General features: G+C 70.9%; 19 protein-coding genes. 9 read left to right on the top strand and 10 right to left on the bottom strand.

Going from position 1 to position 22,926, the window contains the following annotated elements; genetic code table 11:
* Positions 1–131: 131 nt before the first annotated feature.
* From CP970_RS28835 to folC, 4 genes are all read right to left on the bottom strand, one after another.
* Positions 132–1,151, bottom strand: coding sequence for a rod shape-determining protein (locus CP970_RS28835; protein ID WP_030362602.1), 1,020 nt, complete (start codon positions 1,149–1,151; stop codon positions 132–134).
* A gap of 303 nt (positions 1,152–1,454) precedes the next feature.
* Positions 1,455–1,868, bottom strand: coding sequence for a nucleoside-diphosphate kinase (ndk, locus tag CP970_RS28830; protein WP_055556272.1), 414 nt, complete (start codon positions 1,866–1,868; stop codon positions 1,455–1,457).
* Positions 1,869–2,050: 182 nt separating this feature from the next.
* Positions 2,051–2,395, bottom strand: coding sequence for a DUF4233 domain-containing protein (locus tag CP970_RS28825; RefSeq protein ID WP_055556269.1), 345 nt, complete (start codon positions 2,393–2,395; stop codon positions 2,051–2,053).
* Between the two features lie 5 nt (positions 2,396–2,400).
* On the bottom strand, positions 2,401–3,942 hold the full coding sequence (folC, locus tag CP970_RS28820; RefSeq protein WP_055556287.1) for a bifunctional tetrahydrofolate synthase/dihydrofolate synthase: 1,542 nt from the start codon (positions 3,940–3,942) through the stop codon (positions 2,401–2,403).
* A 144-nt stretch (positions 3,943–4,086) separates the two neighbouring features.
* Here folC and CP970_RS28815 point away from each other — a divergent pair, with 144 nt between their 5' ends.
* Positions 4,087–5,103: a rod shape-determining protein gene (locus CP970_RS28815; RefSeq protein ID WP_107099136.1), complete on the top strand. Its 1,017-nt coding sequence runs from the start codon at positions 4,087–4,089 to the stop codon at positions 5,101–5,103.
* Between the two features lie 213 nt (positions 5,104–5,316).
* On the opposite strand, the gene CP970_RS28810 is transcribed toward CP970_RS28815, so the two are convergent.
* The gene (locus CP970_RS28810) at positions 5,317–6,477 is read right to left on the bottom strand and encodes a sensor histidine kinase (RefSeq protein WP_055556285.1); all 1,161 of its coding nucleotides are present in this window, start codon (positions 6,475–6,477) and stop codon (positions 5,317–5,319) included.
* 159 nt (positions 6,478–6,636) lie between these two features.
* On the opposite strand from CP970_RS28810, the gene CP970_RS28805 reads away from it, so the two are divergent.
* The 5 genes from CP970_RS28805 to CP970_RS28785 all read left to right on the top strand — a co-directional run bounded on the left by CP970_RS28805 (position 6,637) and on the right by CP970_RS28785 (position 11,957).
* The gene (locus tag CP970_RS28805) at positions 6,637–7,275 is read left to right on the top strand and encodes a hypothetical protein (RefSeq protein WP_063806273.1); all 639 of its coding nucleotides are present in this window, start codon (positions 6,637–6,639) and stop codon (positions 7,273–7,275) included.
* Positions 7,276–7,285: 10 nt separating this feature from the next.
* Complete coding sequence (locus CP970_RS28800) at positions 7,286–8,422, top strand: sensor histidine kinase (RefSeq protein WP_055556265.1); 1,137 nt, start codon at positions 7,286–7,288, stop codon at positions 8,420–8,422.
* The gene (locus CP970_RS28795) at positions 8,419–9,105 is read left to right on the top strand and encodes a response regulator transcription factor (RefSeq protein WP_055556263.1); all 687 of its coding nucleotides are present in this window, start codon (positions 8,419–8,421) and stop codon (positions 9,103–9,105) included. The genes CP970_RS28800 and CP970_RS28795 overlap by 4 nt, the downstream gene beginning before the upstream one ends.
* 292 nt (positions 9,106–9,397) lie before the next feature.
* On the top strand, positions 9,398–10,570 hold the full coding sequence (wecB, locus tag CP970_RS28790) for a non-hydrolyzing UDP-N-acetylglucosamine 2-epimerase (protein ID WP_224058779.1): 1,173 nt from the start codon (positions 9,398–9,400) through the stop codon (positions 10,568–10,570).
* 37 nt (positions 10,571–10,607) lie between these two features.
* The gene (locus CP970_RS28785; RefSeq protein WP_224058767.1) at positions 10,608–11,957 is read left to right on the top strand and encodes a glycosyltransferase; all 1,350 of its coding nucleotides are present in this window, start codon (positions 10,608–10,610) and stop codon (positions 11,955–11,957) included.
* Positions 11,958–12,040: 83 nt separating this feature from the next.
* Here the strand turns inward: CP970_RS28785 and CP970_RS28780 are convergent, their stop codons facing one another.
* Entirely contained in the window at positions 12,041–14,665 is a 2,625-nt protein-coding gene (locus CP970_RS28780; protein WP_150494106.1) for a valine--tRNA ligase, read from the bottom strand.
* 136 nt (positions 14,666–14,801) lie between these two features.
* Between CP970_RS28780 and CP970_RS28775 the strand changes: the two genes are divergently transcribed.
* From CP970_RS28775 to CP970_RS28765, 3 genes are all read left to right on the top strand, one after another.
* Positions 14,802–15,803 (top strand): hypothetical protein, encoded by a 1,002-nt coding sequence (locus CP970_RS28775; protein ID WP_150494104.1) that lies wholly within the window; start codon positions 14,802–14,804, stop codon positions 15,801–15,803.
* Between the two features lie 175 nt (positions 15,804–15,978).
* The gene (locus CP970_RS28770; protein ID WP_150494102.1) at positions 15,979–17,031 is read left to right on the top strand and encodes a hypothetical protein; all 1,053 of its coding nucleotides are present in this window, start codon (positions 15,979–15,981) and stop codon (positions 17,029–17,031) included.
* Positions 17,032–17,138: 107 nt separating this feature from the next.
* Entirely contained in the window at positions 17,139–18,197 is a 1,059-nt protein-coding gene (locus CP970_RS28765; RefSeq protein ID WP_055552959.1) for a hypothetical protein, read from the top strand.
* A gap of 76 nt (positions 18,198–18,273) precedes the next feature.
* On the opposite strand, the gene clpX is transcribed toward CP970_RS28765, so the two are convergent.
* The 4 genes from clpX to tig all read right to left on the bottom strand — a co-directional run bounded on the left by clpX (position 18,274) and on the right by tig (position 22,905).
* Entirely contained in the window at positions 18,274–19,560 is a 1,287-nt protein-coding gene (clpX, locus tag CP970_RS28760) for an ATP-dependent Clp protease ATP-binding subunit ClpX (RefSeq protein WP_055552958.1), read from the bottom strand.
* Positions 19,561–19,748: 188 nt separating this feature from the next.
* Positions 19,749–20,453 carry an ATP-dependent Clp protease proteolytic subunit gene (locus tag CP970_RS28755; RefSeq protein ID WP_055552956.1) on the bottom strand — a complete coding sequence of 235 codons (705 nt, stop codon included), beginning with the start codon at positions 20,451–20,453 and terminating at the stop codon, positions 19,749–19,751.
* A 62-nt stretch (positions 20,454–20,515) separates the two neighbouring features.
* Entirely contained in the window at positions 20,516–21,121 is a 606-nt protein-coding gene (locus tag CP970_RS28750; RefSeq protein WP_055552955.1) for an ATP-dependent Clp protease proteolytic subunit, read from the bottom strand.
* 422 nt (positions 21,122–21,543) lie between these two features.
* Positions 21,544–22,905: a trigger factor gene (tig, locus tag CP970_RS28745; RefSeq protein ID WP_055552954.1), complete on the bottom strand. Its 1,362-nt coding sequence runs from the start codon at positions 22,903–22,905 to the stop codon at positions 21,544–21,546.
* Positions 22,906–22,926: the final 21 nt, after the last annotated feature.

Below are 22,926 nucleotides of genomic sequence, written 5' to 3'. Positions count from 1 at the left end.
TGCGCGTCCCACGGGGGGTCTGGGGAATCCCTCTGCCTTGCCTATATATCAACGATCCGCCGCACGAGGTGGCAGGCACTCGTACGGCGGACCCCTGTCAAGGGTGTTCGCGTCAGGTCATCCGCGCGTGATCATCTGCGCGGCTGGGCGTCGAGCACCTGCTGCAACGCCTCGAACTCCTCGACGCACTTGCCCGAGCCGAGCGCCACGCTGTCCAGCGGGTCCTCGGCGATGTGGATCGGCATGCCCGTCTCCCGGCGCAGTCGCTCGTCGAGGCCGCGCAGCAGAGCGCCGCCCCCGGTGAGAACGATGCCGCGGTCCATGACGTCACCGGAGAGCTCGGGCGGGCACTTGTCGAGGGTCGTCTTGACCGCGTCGACGATGGCGTTGACCGGCTCCTCGATGGCCTTGCGGACCTCGGCGGCGGAGATGACGACGGTCTTGGGCAGCCCGGAGACCAGGTCCCGGCCGCGGATCTCGGTGTGCTCGTCGGCGTCCATGTCGTACGCCGAACCAATGGTGATCTTGATCTGCTCGGCCGTGCGTTCGCCGAGGAGGAGGGAGTACTCCTTCTTGATGTGCTGGATGATCGCGTTGTCCAGCTCGTCGCCCGCGACGCGGATCGACTGTGCCGTGACGATTCCGCCGAGCGAGATGACCGCGACCTCGGTGGTGCCGCCGCCGATGTCCACCACCATGTTGCCCGTGGCCTCGTGGACCGGCAGGCCGGAACCGATGGCCGCGGCCATGGGCTCCTCGATGATGTGCACCTGGCGCGCGCCGGCCTGCGAGGAGGCCTCGATGACGGCGCGGCGCTCGACTCCCGTGATGCCCGAGGGCACACAGACGACGACGCGCGGGCGGGCGAGGTAGCGCCGCTTGTGGATCTTCAGGATGAAGTAGCGGAGCATGCGCTCGGTGATCTCGAAGTCGGCGATGACGCCGTCCTTCAGCGGGCGCACCGCGACGATGTTGCCGGGCGTGCGCCCGATCATCTTCTTCGCTTCGGCGCCGACCGCGAGAATGCCACCGGTGTTGGTGTTGATCGCGACGACGGACGGCTCGTTGAGTACGATCCCCCGACCCCTGACGTACACCAGCGTGTTGGCGGTCCCGAGGTCGACAGCCATGTCACGGCCGATGAACGACATGTTGTTCCCCATGAGGATGCGTCTGGCCTTCCCTAGTGGAGCGTGTAAGGGCTTTTTAGGTAGGCGAGGTGGGTGCTGTGTGGCGGTGGAGGCTTCCATCGTAGTCTCGGCCGCGCGAAGACGGCGCGAGGGTCTTCGCCATTGTCAGCAGATGATGTACCGCCCCGCCCTTGGAGACGTGCCATCAGAGGCACGGGTTCCCCCAATTGGGGTGCATATGCCAAAGGACGGCCGAATTCCTCCGGCCGTCCCTGGTCGAGGCGGCGCGCCGCTGACGCGGTGTCAGTGGACGATACGAGCTGGTTACGCGACACCCGGGAAGAAGATCTTGAGCTCGCGCTCGGCGGACTCCTCGGAGTCCGAGGCGTGGATCAGGTTCTCCCGGACGATGGAGCCGAAGTCACCGCGGATCGAACCGGGCGCCGCGGCGATCGGATCGGTCGGACCGGCGAGCGCGCGCACGCCCTCGATGACCCGCTCGCCCTCGACGACGAGGGCGACGACGGGGCCGGACGACATGAAGGCGACCAGCGGCTCGTAGAAAGGCTTGCCCTTGTGCTCGCCGTAGTGCTGCTCCAGGGTGTCCTGGTCCAGCGAACGCAGCTCCAGCGCGGAGATCGTCCAGCCCGCCTTGCGCTCGATCCGGCCGATGATCTCGCCGACCAGACCACGACGAACGGCGTCGGGCTTGAGGAGAACGAGGGTGCGCTGGCTCATGTGCGGCTCCAAGAGGTGTTCTTAAGATCTTTACGAGATCACGAGGGATGGGCCGCACGATACCGACCTGCTGTGGGCAGATGTTCCGCGGGGCGTGTGGGGCCTCCCCTGCTCGAGCGGAGTCGAGAGCTTGGGGAAGGGTGGGCACAGCCCCCCCGTGCCGACCAGCCGGAACCGCGGCGTCAAGCAGTCTCCGCAGCCTGTGCGGCGAACCTGGCCTTCGCCTCGTCGATCTTGCGCCCGAAGTGCACCGACGCCCACCACAGGGCGGCGAACACCGCCCCCATGAAGAACATCGTCGGCACCACGAACCCGCTCGCGATCAGCGCGATCTGCAGGGCCCAGCCGAGCTGTACCCCGCCGGGCCGGGTGATCACGCCGCACAGCAGCACGCACAGGAGCATCGCGATGCCGCTGACCGTCCAGACCGTGCCCATGGTCAGGTCCGGGTCCTTCATGGCGACCAGACCGGCGAAGCCGATGATGAAGAACTCGCCGATCAGCGTCGAAGCGCAGAGCGTACGCACAGGTGTCAGCCCCTCCCCAGGAGCAGTCGGGCCTCGCCGACCGTGATGACGGAGCCGGTGACCAGGACGCCGCCGCCCGCGTACTCGCCCTCTTCCTCGGCGAGGGTGATCGCCGCCTCCAGGGCGTCCGGCAGGCGCGGCTCGACCTGGACGCGGTCGTCGCCGAAGACCTCGACGGCGAGCGCGGCCAGCGTGTCCGCGTCCATCGCGCGGTGGCTGGTGTTCTGCGTGATGACGACCTCGGCGAAGATCGGCTCGAAGGCTTCGAGCAGCCCCTTCATGTCCTTGCCCTCGCTCGCGCCGACCACGCCGATCAGGTTGCTGAAGTCGAAGACCTCGCTGATCGCGGCGGCGGTGGCGCGGGCGCCCGCGGGGTTGTGCGCGGCGTCCAGGACGATGGTCGGCGAGCGGCGCACGACCTCCAGGCGGCCCGGCGAGGTGACCGTGGCGAACGCCTTGCGGATGGTCTCGATGTCCAGCGGCCGCGCGTGCTGCGAGCCGATGCCGAAGAACGCCTCGACCGCGGCGAGCGCCACCGCCGCGTTGTGCGCCATGTGCTCGCCGTGCAGCGGCAGGAAGACCTCTTCGTACTCCCCGCCGAGGCCGCGCAGCGTCAGGAGCTGGCCGCCGACCGCGACCTGACGGGCCACCACGCCGAACTCGAGGCCCTCGCGGGCGACCGTCGCGTCGACCTCGACGGCCTTCTTCAGGAGCACCTGCGCGGCGTCCACCGGCTGCTGGGCCATGATCACCGTCGCGTCCGGCTTGATGATGCCGGACTTCTCGGTGGCGATCTCGCCGGGCGTGGAGCCCAGGCGGTCCGTGTGGTCCAGGTCGATGGGGGTGACGACGGCGACCGAGCCGTCGATCACGTTCGTCGCGTCCCAGCTGCCGCCCATGCCGACCTCGACGACGGCCACGTCCACGGGGGCGTCCGCGAAGGCCGCGTACGCCATGCCCGTGAGCACCTCGAAGAAGGAGAGGCGGTACTCCTGCTGGGAGTCGACCATCTCCACGTACGGCTTGATGTCGTTGTACGTCTCCACGAAGCGCTCGGCCTCGATGGGGGCGCCGTCCAGGCTGATGCGCTCGGTGATCGACTGGACGTGGGGCGAGGTGTAACGGCCGGTGCGCAGGTCGAAGGCGGCGAACAGCGCCTCGATCATGCGGGCCGTGGACGTCTTGCCGTTCGTCCCCGTGATGTGGATCGAGGGGTACGCGCGCTGGGGCTCGCCGAGCACGTCCATCAGCGCGGCGATGCGGCTGACGGACGGCTCCAGCTTCGTCTCGCCCCAGCGGTCCGCGAGCTCCGCCTCGACCTCGCGCAGCGCCCTGTCCACCTCCGGGTCGGTGGGGCGCGCGGGGATGTCGCCCTGCGGCGGACCCGCCTGGGTGCGCAGGGTGCGGCTGCCCGCCTCGATCACCGCGAGGTCGGGGTCTCGGTCCGTCTCGGCTTCGACGATGTCCTCGAAGGCGTCGGCGGAGTCGGCGTCGTCGGTGGGGTCGGTCGGATTGCGGTCGTCGTCGCGCGGGGGGAGGTCACTCACGTACGCCAGTCTACGGAGCGGCACCGACACTCGCGGCTCGGACCGCCCCCTCGCGGTCCGGGACCTTCGTCGGGACCTTCGCCCCGCCCGTTTCGGGACCTTGGTCCCTCCGCTTCGGGAGGCCACCGGGCAAACTTGGCGATCATGGACATAGGTATCGACCTCGGCACTGCGAACACCCTCCTCTATGTGCGCGGCAAGGGGATCGTGCTCAACGAGCCGTCGGTGGTCGCCGTACGGGCGGACAAGGGCGGCAAGAGCGGGGTGCTCGCCGTGGGGGCGGAGGCCAAGGAGACCATCGGGCGGACGCCCGGGTCCATCACCGCCATCCGCCCGCTGCGCGACGGCGTGATCAGTGACTACGAAGCCGCCGAGGAGCTGATCCGGCACTTCGTGCGCAAGGCCGTGCCTGGCCGCCGCCCCCGTACGCGCATGGTCGTCTGCGTACCGAGCGGCGTCACGCCCGTCGAGCGGCGCGCGATCGTGCACGCCTCGCAGCGGGCCGGGGCGCGGGCCGTGCACCTGGTCGAGGAGCCGATGGCGGCGGCGATCGGCGCGGGCCTGCCCGTCGCCGAGCCCCGCGGGTCGATGGTCGTCGACATCGGCGGCGGCACGACGGAGGTCGCGGTGATCTCCCTGGGTGGCATCGTCACGGCCCAGTCGCTGCGGGTGGGCGGCGACCGGCTCGACGCGGCCATCACCGACTTCGTCCGCAAGGAGCACGCGCTGCTCATCGGCGAGCGCACCGCCGAGGACATCAAGGTCGGCATCGGGTCGGCGTGGCCGGTGCCGGGCGAGGACGCCCTGGAGATGCGGACGTTCACCGTGCGGGGCCGGGAGAAGGTGGGCGGGCTGCCGAAGACGCTCGACCTGACGGCACGTGAGGTGCGGACCGCGCTCGACGAGCCCGTCGAGCAGATCATCGCGGCCGTGAAGACGACCCTGGAGGAGTGCCCGCCGGAGCTGTCCGGCGACATCATGGAGCACGGGATCGTCCTGACGGGCGGGGGTGCGTTGCTTCCGGGGCTGGACCTGCGGCTGGCCTCCGCCACCGGGATCCCCGTGTTCGTGGCCGAGGATCCGCTGGACAGCGTGGCGATGGGGTGCGGGAAGTGTGTTGAGGACTTTGATGGGTTGGAGCGGGTGATGTCCGCGGCGTAGGCGCTGCGCTGGCTTGGCTGGCATGGGGCTGTCGTGGGGCTTCTGCGGGTTCGTTGTGGCTGGGCGCGCAGTTCCCCGCGCCCCTGGCCCAGCCGTCCCGGCCCGGACGTTCAGGAGATCGCGCCGTTCCCCGTGCGTCTGCGGGTTCGTCGTGGCTGGGCGCGCAGTTCCCCGCGCCCCTACGGGGCCCGACCTCGGCCCGGGGGGGGTGCGTCAGGTCAGTTCGCCTGCCGGTAGGCGGGCCCATACCTCGTACGTGCCCGCGCGTGCGCCCGCCGAGAACATTCCGCCCACCGCGCGGATCCGCTCCGCCATGCCCGTCGTGCCCGTGCCCGCGGAGACCGGTGTGGACGTGGGGGCCGTCGCGGGCAGGGCGTTGCGGACCGTGATGGCCAGGTGGCCGCCCGAGACCTCCACGCGGACGGAGACGGGCTGGCCGGGTGCGTGCTTGGCGGCGTTGGTCAGGCACTCCTGGACCACGCGGTGCACCGCGGCCTGGCGCAGCGGTGAGAGGCGGTGGGCCGCGCCGTCGATCAGGAGTTCCACGGGGCTGCCCGCCCGGCCGCTGCGCTCGGCGAGGTCGGGGAGCGCGTCGAGCCCGGGCGTGGGGCTGCCGTCGCAGCCGCGCTGCACGATGATCTCGTTGAGCATGCGGTGCGCGCTGCGCGCCGTCTCCGAGAGTTCCTCGAAGCCGTCCTCGAAGGGCCCGTCCGCGGCCCGGCGCGCGAGGACCTGCGAGCGCACGCTGAGCAGCGTCAGTTCGCGCCCGACGAAGTCGTGCACGTCGCGCGCGATGCGGGCGCGCTCCTGCTGGACGGCGTGCAGCGTGTCGGTCTCCGCGCGCTGCGCCTCAAGCGCGTGCACCAGGTCCCGCCGGTTCGCCGCGACGCCCACGCCCGCCGCGAGCACGCCGATCGGGACGACCAGGCTGAGGAACGAGCTGAGCGTGTCCCCGCGGTGCGCGGGCCAGCCGGGCTGGTTGAACATCACGTAGGCGAACGCCACGTACCCGATGACGCCGAGCGCCCCCGCGCGACGGCCCCGGTAGCGGCCCAGGGAGTAGAGCGCGAACTGCGCGAGCGTCAGCTCGTGCAGCCAGCCGAGGAAGAACAGCGAGACGAGGTACGTCAGCCAGGGCGCCCCGCGCCGCATGAGCAGCGAGGCCGCGCCGACCGCGAGGGCCAGGGCGGCGAGCGGCCCGTTCAGCGAGTTGTCCGCCTCGGCGAGGCCCGGCACGTCCAGGCTCATCAGGGCGAACGCGCTCAGGGCCGTGAGCACGTCGAGCGCGCGCGGCGCCTGCGCCCAGCGCCCCGCGAGGCGACCGGCCGTTGCCGTCGCCTGGCGGATCGCCTGGGCGACGGGCAGGTTGCGCATGTCTTCCATCATCCAAGGTCTTTCGGCCCGTTTCACCGGACCAACGTCCTGGATTTGGTGATTTGCGGCACTGCTCCGCTTTGGCCGGGCATCGCCACAACGGGCGTACGTACGGCGCGGCTGACCGGCACGGGGCCGCACCGGGGGTCAAATCGGACCATGTGGTATGCCCAGAACTCCGCCAGGCGGACCCATCAGCTCGCCGGTGACGCCGGTGTGCTCCTGTGGACCGCGCTGTGGGCCACCGCCGCGGTCATCGCGTACCGGCTGGCCTGTCTGCTCGCACTCCCCCGCGCCCTCAAGGAGCACAGCAGGCCGCTGCCCCTGATCGGCGGGCGCGCCGACACCGCGCTGCGACGCGTGGCGGGTGCCGTCGACGCGATGGACCCGGTGGCCGTCAGGAGCGCGGTGGCCGTCGGCGCCGTCGCCCTCTTCGTCGTACCCGTCGCGCTCGTCCTCGTCCTCTGGCTGCCCCGGCGGCTGCGCTGGATCCGGCAGGCGGGCGCCGCGAGGGACCTCGCCACCTGTGACGACGGCCGTGAACTGCTCGCCCTGCGCTCGCTGCTCAGGCCGCTCGACGAGGTCGCCCTGACCGCGTCGGAGATCCCTGACGCGACGCCGGGCAGCCTCGCCTGGGGCTGGCGGCACGGTGACCCGGAGACCCTGGACGCGCTGGCCGCCGCCGAGCTGGAGCGGCTCGGGCTCGCCTTCGCACCGCCGCCTCCCGCCGCGCAGGGACCGCTCGGCCGCCCGGTCCCGGCGCAGGCCGCCGAGACCGTCGCGGACCCGGTCCGATAGGGCCGCGCCCGTGCCCCGGAACCTGAGGCTGACCTCGCGGGTCGCCGAAGCCCTGCTCATGGCGGTGCCCGAGGGGGCGCTCCTGGTCGGCTCGGACAACCGGGTGGTCGCCGTCAACCAGCGGCTCATCGAGCTGGCCCGGCTGCAGGACGTCGACACCTCACCGGGCGCGCCGATCGGGCCGCTCGCCGACGCCGTCGCGGAGCAGCTGCCCTCGGGCAGCACCGCCCTGCGCCAGCTCAACCGGCGCCACTTCCCCCGGACGGCCGAGTTCCGGTTCCTCGACGGCCGGGTCACCAGGACCAGCCGCAGAGCGATCGACGTGGACGGCGAACACGTCGGCGTCCTCTGGCTCGTCTGGGACGTCACCGACCAGCGCCGCCGCGAGAACGACCTGCGGCGGCACGTCCACACCCTGGGGGAACTCGCCCGCGAACGCGCCGAGTTCACCGCCCGCGCCTCGCACGAGCTGCGCACCCCGCTCGCCACGATCCTCAGCTTCTGCGAACTGCTCACACCGCCGTCGGCCGGTCCGCTCTCCCCCACCCAGAGCACCTACCTGGACACCATCCAGCGCAACGCGCACCGGATGCAGGAGATGGTCGACGGGCTCCTGCACGCCTCGACGACGGCGGGCGCCCACGGGCAGACGACGTACGCGCGCGTGGACATGGCCCGGCTCCTCGGGCGCCTCACGGGCGAACTGCTGCCGCGCGCGGAGGCCGCGGAGATCTTCCTCGCCCACGACCACGAGGCGGGCCCGCCCGCCTACGCCGACCGCGGCCAGCTGGAGAACGCGCTGGCCGCGCTGCTCGACAACGCCGTGAAGTTCACCCCACCCGGCGGCACCGTCACCGTCTCCGCCCATCCCTACGCCGAGCCGGACGGCAGCGGCTGGGAGATCGCCGTCGCCGACACCGGCATCGGCATCCCCAAGGAGTTCCAGGAAGAGGTCTTCACCGAGTTCGTCCGCGCCCCCAACGCCCGCCGCGGCGGCTACCCGGGCACCGGGCTCGGGCTCGCCACCGTCCGCGACACCGTGCGGCTGCACGACGGGCAGATCGCCCTGCACGGCGCGGCGGGCGAGGGAACGACCGTGGTGCTCAGGCTCCCCACCCGGAGCCCCGGACCCCCCGGACACGAATGAGCTGTCTCCTCGTCGTCGAGGACGACCCCGACCTCGGCATCGCGCTGCGCGCCGTACTGGGGCAGGCCGGGTACGAGACGGTGCTCGCCGACGACGGGCACGCGGCACTGCGGCTGCTCTTCGCCGAGCGGCCCGCCCTGATGGTCCTCGACCTGATGCTGCCCGGGCTCGACGGCTGGGAGGTCCTGGACCGCACCCGGGACATGACCGACCTGCCGGTCCTCATCCTCTCCGGCCGCACCAGCCCCGCCGAGCGGGTGCGGGGGCTGCGCGCGGGCGCCGACGACTACCTGATCAAGCCCTTCGACTCCCAGGAGCTGCTCGCCCGCGTCGAGGCGCTGCTGCGGCGCAGCAGGCCAGAGCAGTGGCGCGGCGACTACGTGGAATCGGGCCTGCGGATGGTGCCCGAGCGGCGCTCCGCCGTCTGGCAGGGGCGCGAGATCCGGCTCAGCGACATCGAGTACCGGCTGCTTCAGGTGCTCGTACGCAACCGGGGGCGGGTCGTCACGACGGAGCAGCTGCTCGATCTGGTGTGGGATTCGCCGGACGGGGCGGGGCGGGAGCGGGTGAAGTTCGCCGTGCTTCGGTTGCGGCGGCGCTTGGCGGTTCCCGAGGCCTCGGGGGCGGAGGATCCTCTGGAGTCCGTGCGGGGGCTGGGGTATCGGTATCGGGGGCCCCACTAGTGCCCTTGCGGGCCGGTTGTGTTCCGCTGCGGGCCGGTGGGGGCTTGTCGCGCAGTTCCCCGCGCCCCTGAGCTACCCGGCCCTGCCCGGAACGTCCGTGGATCGCGCAGTTCCCCGCGCCCCCAACCACGTACCCCCGCGAGGACGAAAGTCCCTGCCCAAGGTCCCGAACCCCGTGCCCCGCGCATTCGCAACCGTCGCGCAACCGACTGCGATCCGGGAGCGCAACCATCCCCCCGCACTCTCCAGGACATAAGCCGCTATGCCCCCTTTTCCCCTGGAGTGCCCCCGCGTGTTCGCCCCCGTCACCGCCCCCGCCGCCCACCAGCTCCCCGCGGGCAGCGTCGCCGTCGTTCTCGGTACCCGGCCCGAGCTGGTCAAGCTGGCGCCGCTCGTTCGGCTGCTCGGGGACGCGGCGCGGCTGATCCACACCGGGCAGCACTACGACGACTCCCTCTCGGGGCGCTTCCTCGCCGAGCTCGGGCTGCCCGCGCCCACGCTGCTCGGCGGGGTCGGCGGGCAGGCGCGTGCCGTGCAGATCTCCGCCGCGCTCGCCCAGCTCGACGAGGAGTTCGCCGCCAGGCCGCCGCGCGCCGTCGTCGTCCAGGGCGACACCAACGCGGCGCTGTCCGGCGCGCTCGCCGCCAACGCCCGCGACATCCCGCTCGTCCACATCGAGGCGGGCCTGCGCAGCCACGACCGCGCGATGCCCGAGGAGCACAACCGCGTCCTGATCGACCAGCTCTCCGACGTGCTGTGCGCGGCCACCGAGGACAACCGCGCCAACCTGCTCGCCGAGTCGATCCCCGCCGAGCGCATCGCCGTCACCGGCAACACCGTCGTGGCCGCCGTCGCCGACGCGCTGCCCGGCCCCACCGAGCGTGCCGCGCTGCTCGACTCGCACGGCATCACCCTGGACGCGTACGTCCTGGCCACCGTGCACCGCCCCGAGAACACCGACGACCCGGCGGCGCTGCGGTCCGTCCTGACCGAACTGGCCGCGCTCGCCGAGCGGCTGCCCGTGCTCGTCCCGCTGCACCCGCGCACCCGCGCCCGCGCCGAGGCCGCCGGGCTCGACGGGCTGCTCGCCCCGCTCACGCTCCTGCCGCCCATCGGGTACGGCGAGTTCCTCGCGCTCGCCCGGCACGCCGCTCTGCTCGTCTCCGACTCCGGCGGCGTGCAGGAGGAGGTCACCGTCCTCGGTCGGCCGCTGGTCGTCGTACGCCGGTCCACCGAGCGCCCCGAGGCCATGGCCGCGGGCTTCGCCGACCTGGTCTCCCCAGGACCCGAGGTCGGCGAGGCCGCGCGGCGCAGGCTCGCCGAAGGCCCGGCCGGGCTGCGCCGCCTCGCCGCCGTCCCCAGCCCCTTCGGCGACGCCACGGCCGCGGAGCGCATCGTCGCGCTCCTGACGGACCTGGTGGCCCGCGGCGCCACGGCCGCCACCGCGCTCCCCGCAGCGGCCTGACCACCGCCGCCCTCCCCCCACCACGCTCAGGACTTCCATGCTGACGCCCGACCGGCTCCTCTTCCTCTTCCCCTTCGTCCTCCTCGGCTGTTTCCTCCTCTACTGGGCGGGCGCCCGCCACGCCTATCTGCGGCGGCCCGCCCACGAGGCCGGTGACTCCGGGGCCTTCGACTGGCACTTCTTCGTGCCCTGCCGGGACGAGGAGACCGTCGTCGGCGCCACCGTGCACCGGCTGCGCACCGACTTCCCCGCCGCGCACGTGTGGGTCGTCGACGACGCGAGCGAGGACCGCACGGCCTCCGTGGTCGCCGCGCTCGCCGAGGACGACGTCCGCGTCCACCTGGTCTCGCGCCGCCTGCCCGACGCCCGGATCGGCAAGGGCGCGGCCCTCAACGCCGCCTACGCCGAACTCGACGACTTCCTGCCCGCCGAGGCCGACCGCTCCCTGGTCGTCGTGTGCGTCGTGGACGCCGACGGGCACCTCGCCCCCGGCGCCCTCGACGCGGTCAGCGGGCCCGCCGGATTCGGCGACCCCGAGACGGGCGGCGTACAGGTCAGCGTGCGGATGCGGAACGTCGACGAGCCGCGCCCGCTGCCCGAGCGCGGGCGGCTCCTCAACTTCCTGGCCCGGCTCCTGGTCCGCATGCAGGACATGGAGTTCGCGGTCTCCAACGCGGGCATGCAGCTGCTGCGCGGCCGCACGGGATCCGTCGGCCTCGGCGGCAACGGGCAGTTCACCCGGCTCACCGCCCTCGACCGGATCGCCGCGGCCGAGCGCCGCCCCTGGCAGCGCGACGCGCTCCTGGAGGACTACGAACTGGGCCTGCACATGATCCTCGGCGGCTACAAGGTGGCCCACATCGCCGACACGTACGTCTCCCAGGAGGGCCTGCCGCACGCCCGCCGCTTCCTGACGCAGCGCACCCGCTGGGCGCAGGGGAATCTGCAGTGCGTGCGGTACGCGCCGCGCATCGTCGGCTCGCGCCACTACTCGGGACGCGGCGTCGTCGAGACGCTCTACACCTTCATGCAGCCCCTCGCGCACGTCGCGAGCCTGGCCCTGACGGTGCTGCTCGTGGCCGCCCTCGCGTTCGGCCGCACCCCGCTGGACTCGGCGGTGGGCGTCTGGCCGCTGGTGCTCGTCCTGTGCCTGCTCTCGATCCTGCCGTTCGCGCTGTGGGGCCCGGTCTACCGCAGGGACTTCGCGCCCGAACGCTCCTGGCTCGCGGGCCTGTTGTGGGGCTTCGCGCTGTGGCTGTACGCCTACCACGTGTTCGTCGTCGCGACCCGCGGGCTGCTGCGCGTGCTCCGGGGCAAGAACGGCTGGGCCAAGACGCGGCGCAACGCGGAGGCCGTGGGGACGGGGCCGGTCGCCACGGAGGCGTAGCACCACGGAGGCGTAGAACGGCGAAGGCTCCCGGGACCGAAGCACGGTCCCGGGAGCCTTCAACTACCTGTGCCCATCAGGCATTACGCGGCGGGCAGCGCCTCCAGCTGCGCCTGCAGCCGGGCGATGTCGGCTTCCGCCTTGGTAAGGCGGCCGCGGATCTTGTCGACCACGTTGTCCGGGGCCTTCGCCAGGAACGCCTCGTTGCCCAGCTTCGCCTCGGCCTGTGCCTTCTCCTTCTCGGCGGCTGCCAAGTCCTTGGCCAGGCGCTTGCGCTCGGCCGCGACGTCGATCGTGCCGGACAGGTCGAGCGCGACCGTGGCGCCCGAGACCGGCAGCGTCGCCGTCGCCGTGAAGGCGTCGCCCTCCGGCTGGAGGCGGAGCAGCTGGCGGATGGCGGCCTCGTGCGGGGCGAGCGCCGTGCCGTCCAGGGTGAGGCGGGCCGGGACCTTCTGGCCCGGCTGCAGGCCCTGGTCGGCGCGGAAGCGGCGGACCTCGGTGATGACCTGCTGGAGGGTCTCGATCTCCTGCTCGGCGGCCGTGTCGCGGAAGCCGCTGTCGGAAGGCCACTCGGCGATGACGAGCGACTCGCGGCCGGTCAGCGCGGTCCAGAGCGTCTCCGTCACGAACGGGACGATCGGGTGGAGCAGTCGCAGCGTGACGTCGAGGACCTCGCCCAGGACGCGGGCCGAGACCTTCGCGCCGTCGCCGCCCGCCATGAACGTCGTCTTGGACAGCTCGACGTACCAGTCGAAGACCTCGTCCCACGCGAAGTGGAAGAGGGCGTCGGAGAGCTTGGCGAACTGGAAGTCGTCGTAGAGCGCGTCGACTTCGGCGACCGTGGCGTTGAGGCGGGACAGGACCCAGCGGTCCGTGGCCGACTGCTCCTCGACCGGGGGCAGGTCGCCCTCGATCGTGGCGCCGTTCATCATCGCGAAGCGCGTGGCGTTCCAGATCTTGTTCGCGAAGTTGCGCGAGCCCTGGACCCAGTCCTCGCCGATCGGCACGTCGGTGCCGGGGTTGGCGCCGCGGGCGAGCGTGAAGCGCAGGGCGTCCGAACCGTACTTGTCCATCCAGTCGATGGGGTTGACCGCGTTCCCGAAGGACTTCGACATCTTCTTGCCGAACTGGTCGCGGACCATGCCGTGCAGCACGATCGTGTGGAACGGCGGGGTGCCGTCCATCGCGTACAGGCCGAACATCATCATCCGGGCGACCCAGAAGAAGAGGATGTCGTAGCCGGTGACCAGCACGGAGTTCGGGTAGAACTTCGCGAGCGATTCGGTCTGCTCGGGCCAGCCGAGGGTGGAGAACGGCCACAGGCCCGACGAGAACCACGTGTCGAGCACGTCGTTGTCCTGGTACCAGCCCTCGCCGGTCGGGGCCTCGTCGTCCGGGCCGACGCAGACGACCTCGCCGTTCGGGCCGTACCAGACGGGGATGCGGTGGCCCCACCAGAGCTGGCGCGAGATGCACCAGTCGTGGAGGTTGTCGACCCAGTCGAAGTACCGCTTCTCCATCTCCTGCGGGTGGATCTTGACCTTGCCGTCGCGGACCGCGTCACCGGCGGCCTGCGCGAGCGGGCCGACCTTGACCCACCACTGCATCGAGAGGCGCGGCTCGATGGTGGTCTTGCAGCGCGAGCAGTGGCCGACCGAGTGCGAGTAGGGGCGCTTCTCGGCGACGATGCGGCCCTCGGCGCGCAGCGCGCCGACGATCGCGGAGCGGGCCTCCAGGCGGTCCAGGCCCTGGAAGGGTCCGGGCACCGTGATGACCGCGTGCTCGTCCATGACGGCGACGTTCGGCAGGTTGTGGCGCTGGCCGATCTCGAAGTCGTTCGGGTCGTGCGCCGGGGTCACCTTGACGCAGCCGGTGCCGAACTCGGGGTCGACGTGCTCGTCCGCGACGACCGGGATGGAGCGGTCGGTCAGCGGCAGCTTGATCAGCTTGCCGACCAGGTGCTTGTAGCGCTCGTCGTCGGGGTGGACGGCGATCGCGGTGTCACCGAGCATCGTCTCGGCGCGGGTGGTGGCGACCACGACGGTCTCGTCCCCGTCGCCGTACTTCAGGGAGACCAGCTCGCCGTCGTCGTCCTGGTACTCGACCTCGATGTCCGAGATCGCCGTCAGACAGCGCGGGCACCAGTTGATGATGCGCTCGGCGCGGTAGATCAGCTCGTCGTCGTAGAGCTTCTTGAAGATCGTCTGGACGGCCTGCGAGAGGCCCTCGTCCATGGTGAAGCGCTCGCGCTCCCAGTCGACGCCGTCGCCCAGGCGGCGCATCTGTCCGGAGATCTGGCCGCCGGACTCGCCCTTCCACTGCCAGACGCGCTCGATGAACGCCTCGCGGCCCAGGTCGTGGCGGGACTTGCCCTCCTTGGCGAGCTCGCGCTCGACCACGTTCTGCGTGGCGATGCCCGCGTGGTCCATGCCGGGCTGCCAGAGCGTCTCGTGGCCCTGCATGCGCTTGCGGCGGGTGAGGGCGTCGATCAGCGTGTGCTCGAAGGCGTGGCCCAGGTGCAGCGCGCCGGTCACGTTCGGCGGCGGGATGACGACGGTGTACGGCGGCTTCTCGCTCTTCTCGTCGGCGGAGAAGTAGCCCCGTTCTACCCAGCGCTCGTACAGCGGCCCCTCTACCTCGGCCGGCGCGTACTGGGTCGGCAGTTCGGGAGTGGTCGCTGGGGGCTGCTGCTGAGCGTTCTCGGTCACGCGGCCAGTTTAGAGGGGTCGGGGAGCGGTCCCGAAACCGGAATCTTCGATATCGCTTACCTCCGGGGCCCCCACGGCGCCGCGACGTCGTTCAGGATGTCCGGGACACGTCAGCGTTCGGAGGGGGACCCACGCCATGAGCCACAACCAGCCGGGACCGTACGACGGCCAACAGCCGCAGCAGCCGGGACCGTACGGGCAGCAGCCCCCGCAGCAGCCCCCGCAGCAGCCCCCGCAGCAGCCAGGACCCTACGGGCAGCCGCAGCAGCCCCAGCAGCCCCAGCCCGGCTACGGGTTCCCCCAGCAGCCGCCCGGGCCCCCTCCGCAGGACGGCTACAGCCAGCCCCAGCAGCCCGGCCCCTACGGGCAGCAGCCGCCCCAGGGTCCGTACGGACAGGCCCCGCAGGCCCCGTACGGGCAGCCCCAGGCCCCTTACGGGCAGGTCCCGCCCCCTCCGGCGCAGGGCGGGGGCAAGAAGAAGACCGGCATCATCATCGGCGCGGTCGCGGTGGTCGCGGCGCTCGGCGTCGGCGCGTACTTCCTCTTCGGCGGCGACTCGACGTCGATCGAGGACGACGGCGCGCACAAGCTGGTGCCGCCCGCCTCGGTCGGCGAGTTCAAGAAGGGCGACGACGCCAGCTCGCCCGACGACGGCCCGCTGGGCTCCGGCGACAAGAAGAACGCCGAGGCCATCGGCATCAAGAACCCGCAGAACGTGGCGGCCTCCTACGAGTCCGGTGCGGCCCTCAAGGGGAAGCAGATGAGCTTCCAGGGGATGTACGGGGACATCGCCGACCCGGAGAAGTCCGTCGACGACGGGTTCGCCAAGGCCGACGAGAACTCGAAGAAGCAGTCGGGCGACGGCGCGGGCGGCTCCGACGACATCAAGCTCGTCGGCAGCCCCGAGACCGTCGAGCCCGACGGCCTCGACAACGCCGTCATGAAGTGCCAGAGCGCCAGCTTCGAGCAAGGAGGCAAGGAGCAGAAGCTGCCGATCTGCATCTGGGCCGACCACAGCACCTACGGCATCGTCTTCGGCGTCGACATGGCGGCGATGGCGAAGGGCGGCGGCATGGCCACGGACGACGTCGCCGGGTTCGCGGCCGACCTGCGCAAGGCGGCGCGGGTCAAGGCGTAACGGCCCATACGCGGAGGAAAGGCCCGGGGTGGTCCGCCCGCCCCGGGCCTTCGTACGTCCGCCCTCTGGCACAGCACATCAACAACTAGGCATCGATCCGGTCCGACCGCGCAACCCCGCACTCGCGTCCGCGAGGATGTTCGGAACACATAAGCATCGGGAGGGAACCCCAGTAATGAGCTACAACCAGCCGGGCCCGTACGACGGGCAGCAGCCGCAGCAGCCCGGTCCTTACGGCGGCGGGCAGCCTCCCCAGCAGCCTGGCCCCTACGGCCAGCCGCCCCAGGCCCCCCAGCCCGGCTACGGCTACCCGCAGCAGGCGCCGCCGCAGGGCGGCTACAGCCAGCCCCAGCAGCCTGGCCCCTACGGGCAGCAGCCGCAGCCCCCGTACGGGCAGCAGCCCCAGGGGCCGTACGGCCAGCAGCCGCAGGCCCCCTACGGGCAGGTCCCGCCCCCGCCCCCGGGCGGCGGCAGCAAGAAGACCGGCATCATCATCGCGGTCGCCGCCGTGGTCGTGGCCGCCGCGGTCGGCGGCTACTTCGTCTTCGCGGGCGGCGACGACGACAAGGGCGGCAAGAAGGGCGGCTCCTCCAACGTCGCCGGGGGCGACAGCGGCGGCATCAAGGACGACGGCCCGCACAAGCTCACGACGCCCGCGAACGTGCTCGGCGAGTACAAGACGGACCCGAGCCAGTCCGGCGGCACGAACAGCGTCGACCTCGACAAGGCCGAGGCCGCCGGGGTGAAGAACCCCAAGGACGTGTCGGCCGCGTACAAGTCGGGCGGCGAAGAGAACCCGATGGCGCAGAAGATCCTGAACTTCGGCGGCGTCTACGGCGACATCGAGGACCCCGAAGGCGTCGTGGACCACATGTTCACCAACGCCAAGGAGAAGAACGAGTCGTCGGCGGGCGCCAGCGGCGGCCAAGACGTCACGCTGGTCGGCGAGCCGAAGGAGTACAAGCCCGCGGGGCTCGACGGCGCCGTCCTGAAGTGCCAGGAGATGAAGGTCGCCCTGGGCGGCGGCGCGGGCACCACCGGATCCACCTCCGGGGCCGGCGGGTCGAAGGCGATGTCCGCGGCGACCTGCATCTGGGGCGACCACAGCACCATCGGCTACGTCGTCGCCACGGACGTGGCGAGCGCCGTGTCCGGCGCCTCCGTCGACCTCGACGAGGCCGCGGGCACCACGGCCAAGTTCCGCGGGGAAGTGCGCGTCAAGCTCTGACGCCGCGCGGTGGCACGGCGTCGAAGTGAGGGGCCCCGGTCGGCTGACCGGGGCCCCTGCGTCAGGATGTCGGCAACACATCAGCGTTTCGGAGGGGAACCCACGCCATGAGCCACAACCAGCCGGGCCCGTACGGCGGGCAGCAGCCGCCCCAGCCCGGTCCTTACGGCGGCGGGCAGCCTCCGCAGCAGCCAGGCCCCTACGGCGGCGGGCAGCCTCCCCAGCAGCCAGGACCCTACGGGCAGCCGCCCCAGGCCCCGCAGCCCGGCTACGGCTACCCGCAGCAGCCGCCCCAGCCCGGCTACGGCTACCCGCAGCAGGCCCCGCAGCAGGGCGGCTACAGCCAGCCCCAGCAGCCCGGCCCCTACGGGCAGCAGCCGCCCCAGGGCCCGTACGGCCAGCCCCCGCAGGGCCCCTACGGGCAGGTTCCCTTCGGGCAGGTCCCGCCCCCGGGCGGCGGCAGCAAGAAGACCGGCATCATCATCGCGGTCGCCGCCGTGGTCGCGGCGGCAGCGGTCGGCGGCTACTTCGTCTTCGCGGGCGGCGACGACGACAAGGGCGACGGCAAGAAGGGCGGCTCCTCCAACGTCGCGGACGGCGGCATCAAGGACGACGGCCCGCACAAGCTCACGACGCCCGCGACGCTGCTCACCGAGTACAAGAAGGACTCCAGCTCCACCGGCGGCTTCAACTCCAGCGACCTGGCGGCCGCCGAGCAGGCCGGGATGAAGGATCCCCAGGACATCGACTCCGCATACCAGGCGGGCGACAAGAGCAACCCCCTGTCGGCGAAGGCCCTGCAGTTCATGGGTGTCTACGGAGAGGTCTCCGACCCCGAGAAGATCGTCGACGCCATGTTCGCCAAGATCAAGAAGGACTCCAAGGGGAACAGCTCGGAGACCGGCGAACTGACCGGCAGCCCCCAGGACTTCAGCACGGACAAGGCCGTCCTCAAGTGCCAGGAATCCGTGGTCACCAACGAGAACCCGGCCGCGGGCGCCCCCAAGGAGATGCGGATGCCGGTCTGCATCTGGGGCGACAAGAGCACGGTCGCCGTGGTGGTCTCCATCGCGATCGCGGACGCCATGGCGGGCAAGGCCCCCTCGCTGAAGGACGCTTCGGCCACCACGCTCAAGGTCCGCGACGAGACGCGCGTCAAGCTCTGACACCGGACACGACGAAGGGGGCGCCCGGCGAGTGATCGCCGGGCGCCCCCTTCTCACGTACGCAACAGGGCGCCGCCTACGCGGACTTCTGCTCCCCCGAACCCGGGCCCCGCGCCTCGCGCGGCACCAGCGTCGGGTTCACGTTCGAGCGGACGACGTCCGCGGTGATGACCACGCGGGCGACGTCCTTGCGGGACGGCACCTCGTACATCACCGACTGCAGGACCTCCTCCATGATGGCGCGCAGGCCGCGCGCGCCGGTCTGGCGGAGGATGGCCTGGTCCGCGATGGCCTCCAGGGCCTCGCGCTCGAAGTCCAGCTCCACGCCGTCCAGTTCGAACAGGCGCTGGTACTGCTTCACCAGGGCGTTGCGCGGCTCGACCAGGATCTGGAGCAGGGCCTCACGGTCGAGGTTGTGGACCGAGGTGATCACGGGGAGGCGGCCGATGAACTCGGGGATCATCCCGAACTTCACCAGGTCCTCCGGCATGATGTCCTCGAACTGGTCCTTCTCCTCCATCTCGCGCTTCGAGCGGATGGTGGCGCCGAAGCCGATGCCCTTGGCGCCCGCGCGGGATTCGATGATCTTCTCGAGGCCCGCGAAGGCACCGCCCACGATGAACAGCACGTTCGTCGTGTCGATCTGGATGAACTCCTGGTGCGGGTGCTTGCGGCCGCCCTGCGGCGGTACGGAGGCGGTGGTGCCCTCCAGGATCTTCAGCAGGGCCTGCTGGACGCCCTCACCCGAGACGTCGCGCGTGATCGAGGGGTTCTCGCTCTTGCGAGCCACCTTGTCGATCTCGTCGATGTAGATGATCCCGGTCTCGGCCTTCTTGACGTCGTAGTCGGCCGCCTGGATCAGCTTGAGCAGGATGTTCTCGACGTCCTCGCCGACGTAACCCGCCTCCGTCAGCGCCGTCGCGTCCGCGATGGCGAACGGGACGTTCAGCATGCGCGCCAGCGTCTGCGCGAGGAGCGTCTTGCCGGATCCCGTCGGGCCGAGCAACAGGATGTTGGACTTGGCGAGTTCGATCGCGTCGTCACGGCCCTGTGCGCCGCCGTTCTCTCCGGCCTGGACCCGCTTGTAGTGGTTGTACACCGCTACCGAGAGGGCCTTCTTCGCGGGCTCCTGGCCCACGACGTAGCCCTCAAGGAATTCGTAGATCTCGCGAGGCTTGGGAAGTTCCTCCCAGCGCACCTCGCTCGTCTCCGCGAGCTCTTCCTCGATGATCTCGTTACAGAGGTCGATGCACTCATCGCAGATGTACACACCGGGGCCTGCGATGAGCTTCTTGACCTGCTTCTGACTCTTTCCGCAGAACGAGCACTTGAGCAGATCGCCGCCGTCACCGATGCGTGCCACGAGGTGCTTCCCCTTCGCCTGGGAGACGCCACGTTCAGCGGCTCCTGGTGCCTCTATCCGACGGTACCTTGCCGGGCCCCCCGTTCGGGCCCCCCTTGGCACGGTTCACTTGGACGCGGGCTCTGAGTCGAGCCCACGAGAACCTTCCGCGAACCATGCCAAGGAGCGGCAGATGCTACAGCGCCGTGTCAGGCCACCGAGGCATTGTTCATCTTCCGGGTGGAGATGATCTGGTCGATGAGGCCGTACGCGAGTGCGTCCTCGGCCGTGAGGATCTTGTCGCGCTCGATGTCGTCGCGGATCTTCTCGATCGGCGTCGTGGAGTGCTTGGCCAGCATGTCTTCCAGCTGCGCACGCATCCGGAGGATCTCGTTGGCGGCGATCTCCAGGTCGGAGACCTGGCCGCGGCCGGTCTCGCTGTAGGGCTGGTGGATCAGCACGCGGGCGTTCGGCAGCGCCATGCGCTTGCCCGGCGTACCCGCCGCGAGGAGCACGGCGGCGGCGGAGGCGGCCTGGCCCATGCAGACCGTCGACACGTCGGGCTTCACGAACTGAATCGTGTCGTAGATGGCCGTGAGGGCCGTGAACGAGCCGCCCGGGCTGTTGATGTAGATCGAGATGTCACGGTCCGGGTCCATCGACTCCAGGCACAGGAGCTGCGCCATGACGTCGTTGGCGGACGCGTCGTCGATCTGCACGCCGAGGAAGATCACGCGCTCCTCGAAGAGCTTCGCGTACGGGTCGTACTCGCGCACGCCCTGCGAGGTGCGCTCGACGAAGCGCGGGATGATGTAGCGGGACTCGGCGCGGGCGCCGGTGAACTCGGCCTGCGCGGCCTGGCCGTAGGCGGCCTCGGGGCGCTCGTAGAGGCCACTGCCGGGGAAGTTGTTCATCTCTCTTGGTCTCCTGAGGAGCGTGGGCTGAGGTGTCGGCTTGCGGGCGCTGAGGGGGTGCCTCAGGCGCCCGTGCCGCCCCCGCCCGGCATGCCGGCGGCGCTGGACATGATGTCGTCGATGAGGCCGTACTCCTTGGCCTCCTGCGGGTCGAACCAGCGGTCACGGTCCGAGTCGCGGGTGATCTGCTCGACGGACTGACCGGTGTGGTGAGCCGTGAGCTCCGCCATCCGCTTCTTGGTGTGGAGCAGCCGCTCGGCGTGGATCTTGATGTCCGACGCGGAGCCCGCCAGGCCCGCGGAGGGCTGGTGGATCAGGATCTCGGCGTTCGGCAGCGCGAAGCGCTTGCCGGGCGTACCGGCGCTGAGCAGGAACTGGCCCATGGAGGCGGCCATGCCCATCGCGATCGTCACGACGTCGTTCTTGATGTACTGCATGGTGTCGTACACCGCCATGCCGGCCGTGATCGATCCGCCGGGGCTGTTGATGTACAGGAAGATGTCCTTGTCCGGCTCGGCGGCAAGGAGCAGCAGCTGTGCGGTGATCTTGTTGGCAATGTCGTCGTCGACCGGCTGGCCGAGGAAGATGATCCGCTCGCCGAGCAGCCGGTTGTAGACCTGGTCGCCGAGGCCACCACCGATGGAGGGGTCGCCGGCGGCGGAGGGCATCAGATTCGTCACGTATCCACCTGCTCGTCTTACGACGGCGCCGGGCCGTCTCACGTCTTCTCGTAAGGCCTGGGGCCCCGCGTGCTCACCGCTCCGGGGCGGCTTCGGGGACTCCCCTGCCCTCGTATTCATGGACCCTAACGCGCGGGGTCCTCCGGGGAATCCCGCAGAGGGAACTGTTCGCTGTGAGCGCAGGTCGCTGCGCTCGGCCTGAGCGGGCGGGTGACTGCGCCCCGTAAGGGACGCGGGGAACTGCGCGAGCAACCCCCACAAGCCGCAGGCGCGTCTGCCGGGTGCGGTCCCAGGGCGGGTGCGGCCCGTCGCGGGCTGAGCGCGCAGTTCCCCGCGCCCCTTACGGGGCACGACGGGCCCCTGGGACAGTCAAGTCCCAGGGGCCCGTCGCTCATGTACAGCGGAAGCGATTACGCCTCGGTCTGCTCGCCCTCGGCGGCAGCCGTCTCGTCCGTCTCGTCCTCGTCGTCGAGGTCCACGACCTCGCCGTTCGTGTCCTTGACCGTCGCCGCCTCGACGACGACCGCGAGGGCCTTGCCGCGGGCGACCTCGCCGACCAGCATCGGGACCTGGCCGCCTTCGACGACGGCCTGGGCGAACTGGTCGGGGGACATGTTGGAGGACTGCGCGCGACGCATGAGGTGCTCGGTGAGCTCCTCCTGGTTCACGTTCAGCTTCTCCTTGTTGACGAGCTCGTCCAGGACGAACTGCGTCTTGATGCCCTTCTCGGCCTGCTCCTTGGTCTCGGCGTCGAACTCCTCGCGGGACTTGCCCTGGATCTCCAGGTACTTGTCCAGGTCGAGGCCCATCTGGCCGAGCTGGTGGTGCTCGAGGTTGTGCGTGCGGGTCTGGATCTCGTCCGCGAGGAGCTTCTCGGGGACGGGGACCTCGACCAGCTCGAGCAGCTTCTCCAGGACGCGCTCCTGGGCCTGCGTCGCCTGGTCGTACTGCTTCATGTTCTCGAGGCGCTTGCGGCTGTCGGCCTTGAGCTCGTCGAGGGTGTCGAACTCGGAGGCGAGCTGCGCGAAGTCGTCGTCCAGGGACGGGAGTTCACGGGCGGCGACCTGGGTGACCTTGACGGTGACCTCGGCCTCCTTGCCCTGCGCGGAACCGCCCTTGAGCTCGGAGGTGAAGGTGGCCTCGCCACCGGCCTCCAGGCCCTTCACGGCCTCGTCGATGCCCTCGAGGAGCTCGCCGGAGCCGATCGTGTAGGAGACGCCGGACGCGACGCCGTCCTCCAGGACCTCGCCGTCGACCTTGGCCTCGAGGTCGATCGTCACGACGTCGGCGTCCTCGGCGGCACGCTCGACCGGGGACGTGGAGGCGAAGCGCTCGCGCAGCTCCTCGACGGCCTTGTCGACGTCTTCGTCGCTGACCTCGACCGCGTCGACCTCGACCTCGATGCCGGAGTAGTCCGGGATCTCGATCGCGGGACGGATGTCGACCTCAGCGGTGAAGTTGAGGGTCTCGTTGTCCTTCAGCTCGGTGATGTCCACCTCGGGCTGGCCCAGGACGTTGAGCTCGGCCTCGTTCACGGCCTCGGTGTAGAACTTCGGGAGCGCGTCGTTGACGGCCTCTTCGAGGACGGCGCCGCGACCGAACCGCTGGTCGATGACCCGGTTCGGGATCTTGCCCTTACGGAAGCCCTTCACCGTGACCTGCTGGTTGATCTTCTTGTAGGCCGCGTCGAGGCTGTCCTTGAGCTCCTCGAAGGGCACCTCGACAGTGAGCCGAACCCGGGTCGGGTTCAGGGTCTCCACGGCGCTCTTCACGGTTCGGTCTCCTTGGGGGCT

Origin of the sequence: Streptomyces kanamyceticus (genome assembly GCF_008704495.1) — a bacterium.
GTDB lineage: Bacteria > Actinomycetota > Actinomycetes > Streptomycetales > Streptomycetaceae > Streptomyces > Streptomyces kanamyceticus.
This window is presented reverse-complemented; position numbering and strand designations above follow the sequence as displayed.

Bases quoted from the DNA above. Each gene is read 5' to 3' on its own strand.
- CP970_RS28815 (WP_107099136.1), top strand. From the start codon at position 4,087: ATGGACATAGGTATCGACCTCGGCACTGCGAACACCCTCCTCTATGTG.
- ndk (WP_055556272.1), bottom strand. From the start codon at position 1,868: ATGAGCCAGCGCACCCTCGTTCTCCTCAAGCCCGACGCCGTTCGTCGT.
- CP970_RS28835 (WP_030362602.1), bottom strand. From the start codon at position 1,151: ATGTCGTTCATCGGCCGTGACATGGCTGTCGACCTCGGGACCGCCAAC.
- CP970_RS28805 (WP_063806273.1), top strand. From the start codon at position 6,637: ATGTGGTATGCCCAGAACTCCGCCAGGCGGACCCATCAGCTCGCCGGT.
- CP970_RS28775 (WP_150494104.1), top strand. From the start codon at position 14,802: ATGAGCCACAACCAGCCGGGACCGTACGACGGCCAACAGCCGCAGCAG.
- CP970_RS28770 (WP_150494102.1), top strand. From the start codon at position 15,979: ATGAGCTACAACCAGCCGGGCCCGTACGACGGGCAGCAGCCGCAGCAG.
- CP970_RS28795 (WP_055556263.1), top strand. From the start codon at position 8,419: ATGAGCTGTCTCCTCGTCGTCGAGGACGACCCCGACCTCGGCATCGCG.
- CP970_RS28765 (WP_055552959.1), top strand. From the start codon at position 17,139: ATGAGCCACAACCAGCCGGGCCCGTACGGCGGGCAGCAGCCGCCCCAG.
- CP970_RS28750 (WP_055552955.1), bottom strand. From the start codon at position 21,121: ATGCCCTCCGCCGCCGGCGACCCCTCCATCGGTGGTGGCCTCGGCGAC.
- CP970_RS28755 (WP_055552956.1), bottom strand. From the start codon at position 20,453: ATGAACAACTTCCCCGGCAGTGGCCTCTACGAGCGCCCCGAGGCCGCC.
- CP970_RS28810 (WP_055556285.1), bottom strand. From the start codon at position 6,477: ATGCGCAACCTGCCCGTCGCCCAGGCGATCCGCCAGGCGACGGCAACG.
- CP970_RS28785 (WP_224058767.1), top strand. From the start codon at position 10,608: ATGCTGACGCCCGACCGGCTCCTCTTCCTCTTCCCCTTCGTCCTCCTC.